The organism is Amycolatopsis kentuckyensis (assembly GCF_002155975.1).
Classification (GTDB): Bacteria; Actinomycetota; Actinomycetes; order Mycobacteriales; family Pseudonocardiaceae; genus Amycolatopsis; species Amycolatopsis kentuckyensis.
In genome coordinates this window covers 1-4,125 of record NZ_MUMI01000771.1, presented here as the reverse complement: position 1 = coordinate 4,125, position 4,125 = coordinate 1, and the positions used below count along the sequence as shown (strand labels likewise).

Sequence of the window (4,125 nt, the reverse complement as noted above, 5' to 3'; positions counted from 1 at the left end):
CCGGGTGCACCCGCGGGTGCTCGGCAAAACCCTGCCGCTCAACGGCGCCGGCGTCTGCGGTGCCGCGCTCGCCGACCTCGGGCTGCCGCTGGAGCTGCTGCGCGGGTTCGCGCTGCTGGCCCGGACCGCCGGGCTGATCGGCCAGCTCGCCGAGGAGCTGCGCCGCCCCGTCGCGAACGACATCTTCCTGTCCGTCGACTTGAACAACCGGTCGGTCCCGCCGGATCCGCACGCGTGAGAGGAACGCCGATGCAGCTGGTCACCGAGGACAACATCACCGAGCTCGCCGCGCAGCGCTGGGCGAGCGCGCACGATCCGCGGACGGCGGAGGTGATGGCGGCGCTCGTGCGTCACCTGCACGCCTTCGCCCGCGAGGTGCGGCTGAGCGAGCCCGAGTGGATGGCCGCGATGCGGTGGCTGACCGAGACCGGGCGGATCAGCGACGAGAAGCGTGAGGAGTTCATCCTCGCCTCCGACGTGCTCGGCCTGAGCATGCTGGTGGTGCAGATGAACCACTCCTTCGACGCGAAGGCGACCCCGGCCACCGTGCTCGGCCCCTTCCACATCGACGGCTCGCCGGAGAAGGAGTTCGGCGGCGACATGTCCGACGGCCTGCCCGGCACACCGCTCTACATCACCGGCGTGGTCCGCGACCTCGACGGCACGCCCGTCACCGGCGCGGTCCTCGACGTCTGGCAGGCCGACGAGGAAGGCGCGTACGAGTCGCAGCTCCCGGACGTCGACGAGGCCCGGCTGCGCGCCAAGTACAGCAGCCGCGCCGACGGGAGCTACTGCGTGCGGACGATCGCGCCGAAGGGGTATTCGATCCCGATGGACGGCCCGGTCGGCGAGCTGATCCGGGGCACCGACATCAGCCACTTCCGGCCCGCCCATGTGCACTTCCTGATCAACGCCGCCGGGTACGAGCCGCTGATCACGCACCTGTTCCAGGAGGGCGCGCGGTACCTCGACAGCGACGTCGTGTTCGGCACCAAACAGGAACTGGTCGTCGCCTTCGAGGCGCGCGATCCCGGGCCGACGCCGGACGGCGGCGAATCGGCGCAGCCGTGGCTCGAGGCGCGGTACGACTTCGTGCTGCAGCCGGTGTGACCGCCGGTGCGCGCGGCGGAGATCCGGACGGCCGGGCAGCCCCCGGTGGTGGCCGACCGGGCCGAGCCCTCACCCGGGCCCGGTGAGGTCGCCGTCCGCGTGACGGCGGCGCCGATCACCCCGCTCGACCTGCTCTGCGCGTCCGGCACGTCCTACTTCGGTGTGCCCGCGACGCCGTACGTGCCGGGGGTGCAGGGGGTGGGCGAGCTGGCGGGGACGCCGGTCTGGTTCGCCACGGCGGCGGGCATGCGGCCCGGGGACGGGAGCATGGCCGAGTACGCCGTGGCCGCGCCGGACGATGTGGTCACCCTGCCGGCGGGGGCCGATCCCGCGCTGGTCGCGGCGCTCGGGCTGTCGGCGGTCGCGGCGTGGCGGTGCCTGACGGGCACGGGAGCACTCGCCGCGGGCGAGACCGTGCTGGTGCTCGGCGCGGGCGGGGTGGTCGGGCAGTCGGCCGTCCAGCTGGCGCGGGTGGCCGGAGCCGGCCGGGTGGTGGCCTGCGCGCGGTCGGAGGCCGCGCTCGAGCGGGCCCGGCGGTTCGGCGCGGACGACGCGGTCCGGCTCGAGGACGGCGAAGACGTCGAGGCGCTGGCGCGGCGGCTCGGTGCGGCGGCCGGCCCGGTCGACCTGGTGGTGGATCCGGTGTGCGGGCTCCCGGCCGCGGCGGCGCTGCGCACCCTGCGTCCGGGCGGGCGGCTGGTCAACCTCGGCAGCGCGGCCGGCGAGGTGTGCCCGGTCCCCTCGGCCGTCCTGCGCAGCCGGTCACTGCGGATCCTGGGCTACACGAACAACGAGCTCACCGCCGACGAGCGCCGCGAAGCGCTGCTGACGGTGGTGGCGCAGACGATGGCGGGTGCGCTGACGGCCGGGTACGAGCGCGTCCCGCTGCACGACGCGGCCCGGGCGTGGAGCCGCCCGGGCCGCGTGGTGCTGGTGCCCTGAAGCGGGCATCCGGCGGTGACCACAGTGGTCACCGGCCCCCAGGGCCGGGTTTCGGCACATCGCCGATGTAGGGACCGCTCCCCACCCCGCCGACCGGCGACGGGTCGTTCGTCGCGGACGCCGCGGGGGCGAGCACGGCGAGCGCGGCCGCGGTGAGCAAAGCGGCAGCTACAGCACGTTTCATCGATGAGCTCCTTCGCGTTCCCCCGTATTGTGCGGGATCCGGCTTCCAAACCGCTTCCGTTCCCGGAAAGCCGATGGTCCGTTCGGTCCTAATTCGGCGTGTGCCGTGGCCGGTGCCGACCGCGCTCTCGTTCAATGGCCCGGGACGAGTCCGAGGGGGCCGGGGTGGACGAGCCGAAGTTCGACGTCGTCGACACGAGACGGCGGTTCCTGTTCTGGTTCGTGCCGCCGGCCGGGGTCTTCGTGCTCGGGTTCGTCGCGTTGCTGTTCGCCGGGCACGTCCCCGGGCCGCTGCAGCCGATCACCGTCGTGCGCGCGATGCTCGCGTCCAAGCGGGACTTCTTCGAGGACGAGCAGGTCAAGCGGCTGCTGATGAGCCACGGCTACCAGGTGCAGATCACCCCCGCCGGGTCGTTCGAGCTGGCCGAGACCGCCGACCTGGACGCCTACCAGTTCGTGTTCCCCTCCGGGCAGGCCGCCGCCGACCGCGTCCGGGAGCGCCGCCGGGGCAAGCACGCCGTCGCGTACAAGCCCTTCTTCACCCCGCTCGTGCTGGCCACCTTCCGCGACTACGCGGAGGCGCTGCAGAAGGCCGGCGTGGCGAAGCCGCAGCCCTCCCTGGGCAAGCCGCTGTACTACAGCGTCGAGATGGACAAGCTGATGGCGCTCGTGGCCGGCAAGGGCCGCTGGCGGGACTACGGCCCCGGCCTCAGCGCGAACCGGCTGCTCGTCCAGTCGCCCGACCCGTGCCGGAGCTACTCGGGTGCCGCGTACGTCGGCCTGGTCGCCTTCGCGCGGTACGCGCAGCCGGCGGCGACGGAAGCCGAAGCCGTCGAGCAGGCCCGCGGGATCAAGCCGATGCTGGACGCCGAAGGCCAGCACAGCGACGACATGGCGCCGAAGTACTTCGTGCCGGAGGGCCGCAGCTTCGCCACGGTCGCGGTCATCTACGAGCACCAGTACCTCGCCCACCAGAACCGGCGGCTCGACTACGGCCTCGGCCTCGACGAGGACCGGGTGCTGATGTACCCCAGCGCCCAGCACCAGACCGCGCCCGACCTGATTTCGTTCAGCCCGGAGGGCGACGCCATCGGGGCGCTGCTGATGTCCGATCCCGCGCTGCGCCGGCGGGCCGTCGAACTCGGGTTCCACGTGTACTCGGCCGACACCGCGCAGTTCGACTTCGCCGGGTACCTGAAGCAGCGCGGCATCCCCGAGCCGGCGACCGCGACCGGGGACACCGAGACCTGGCTGCCCCGGGACGCGGAGTTCCGGCGGATGGTCGACGAGATCGGGGACTGCCGGTGGTGAGGGCCGCCCTGGTGCTGCTGCTCGTGCTCGCCGGGTGCAGTCCCGGCGGGCCCGCCGACACGAAACTCACCGTGCTGGCGACCAGCGAACTCGCCGATCTCGGCCCGGTGCTGGCGGACCTGCGCCGCGACACCGGTGTCGAGCTGGTCCTGGACTACCGCGGCACGATGGCGGCCACCGCCGAGCTGCACCGCGGGTTCGACCTGGCCTGGCTGTCGACCAGCCGGTTCCTGCGGCTGCGAGGGGCCGAACCGGACCTGGCGACGTCGATCATGCTGTCGCCGCTGGTGCTCGGCGTGAAGCCGGGCGAAGCGGCGAAGCTGGGCGCGCAGCCGACGTGGGCGGACATCGCCGACCGCGCGGCCGGTGGCGAACTGCGGTACGGCATGGCGGATCCGCACGTCTCCGGCAGCGGGATGGCCGCGCTGATCGGGGTGGCCACCGCGGCGGCCGGAACCGGGGCGGCGCTGCGGCCGGAGGACGTCCGGTGCGACCGGATCCAGGGCTTCCTCGCCGGCCTCGGGCTCGCGGCGCACGTACTCCTCGGCGACGTCGGCCGCGTCGAACGCCCGGCCGGCG

The 4,125-nt window shown here is 73.6% G+C and carries 5 protein-coding genes and 1 pseudogene; 5 read left to right on the top strand and 1 reads right to left on the bottom strand.

Annotation, left to right across the window (positions count from 1 at the left end):
* From CCN39_RS47535 to CCN39_RS47525, 3 genes and pseudogenes are all read left to right on the top strand, one after another.
* A pseudogene (locus CCN39_RS47535) lies at window positions 1–238 on the top strand (citryl-CoA lyase); the annotation flags it as partial.
* An 11-nt stretch (window positions 239–249) separates the two neighbouring features.
* On the top strand, window positions 250–1,110 hold the full coding sequence (locus CCN39_RS47530; RefSeq protein WP_086853728.1) for a dioxygenase family protein: 861 nt from the start codon (window positions 250–252) through the stop codon (window positions 1,108–1,110).
* A gap of 6 nt (window positions 1,111–1,116) precedes the next feature.
* A complete protein-coding gene (locus tag CCN39_RS47525) occupies window positions 1,117–2,052 on the top strand; it encodes a quinone oxidoreductase family protein (protein WP_244211347.1) in 936 nt (311 codons plus the stop codon).
* A 28-nt stretch (window positions 2,053–2,080) separates the two neighbouring features.
* On the opposite strand, the gene CCN39_RS50515 is transcribed toward CCN39_RS47525, so the two are convergent.
* Complete coding sequence (locus tag CCN39_RS50515) at window positions 2,081–2,236, bottom strand: hypothetical protein (protein WP_158104622.1); 156 nt, start codon at window positions 2,234–2,236, stop codon at window positions 2,081–2,083.
* A gap of 164 nt (window positions 2,237–2,400) precedes the next feature.
* On the opposite strand from CCN39_RS50515, the gene CCN39_RS52390 reads away from it, so the two are divergent.
* Together CCN39_RS52390 and CCN39_RS52385 are read left to right on the top strand one after the other, a co-directional pair.
* Complete coding sequence (locus CCN39_RS52390; protein ID WP_244211346.1) at window positions 2,401–3,546, top strand: hypothetical protein; 1,146 nt, start codon at window positions 2,401–2,403, stop codon at window positions 3,544–3,546.
* Window positions 3,540–4,125: substrate-binding domain-containing protein (locus tag CCN39_RS52385; protein WP_244211345.1), on the top strand; the 586-nt coding region annotated here is incomplete at its 3' end. The genes CCN39_RS52390 and CCN39_RS52385, both read left to right, overlap by 7 nt.

Excerpts from the sequence above, each read along its gene's own strand:
- CCN39_RS47530 (WP_086853728.1), top strand. The coding sequence starts at position 250 with ATGCAGCTGGTCACCGAGGACAACATCACCGAGCTCGCCGCGCAGCGC.
- CCN39_RS50515 (WP_158104622.1), bottom strand. The coding sequence starts at position 2,236 with ATGAAACGTGCTGTAGCTGCCGCTTTGCTCACCGCGGCCGCGCTCGCC.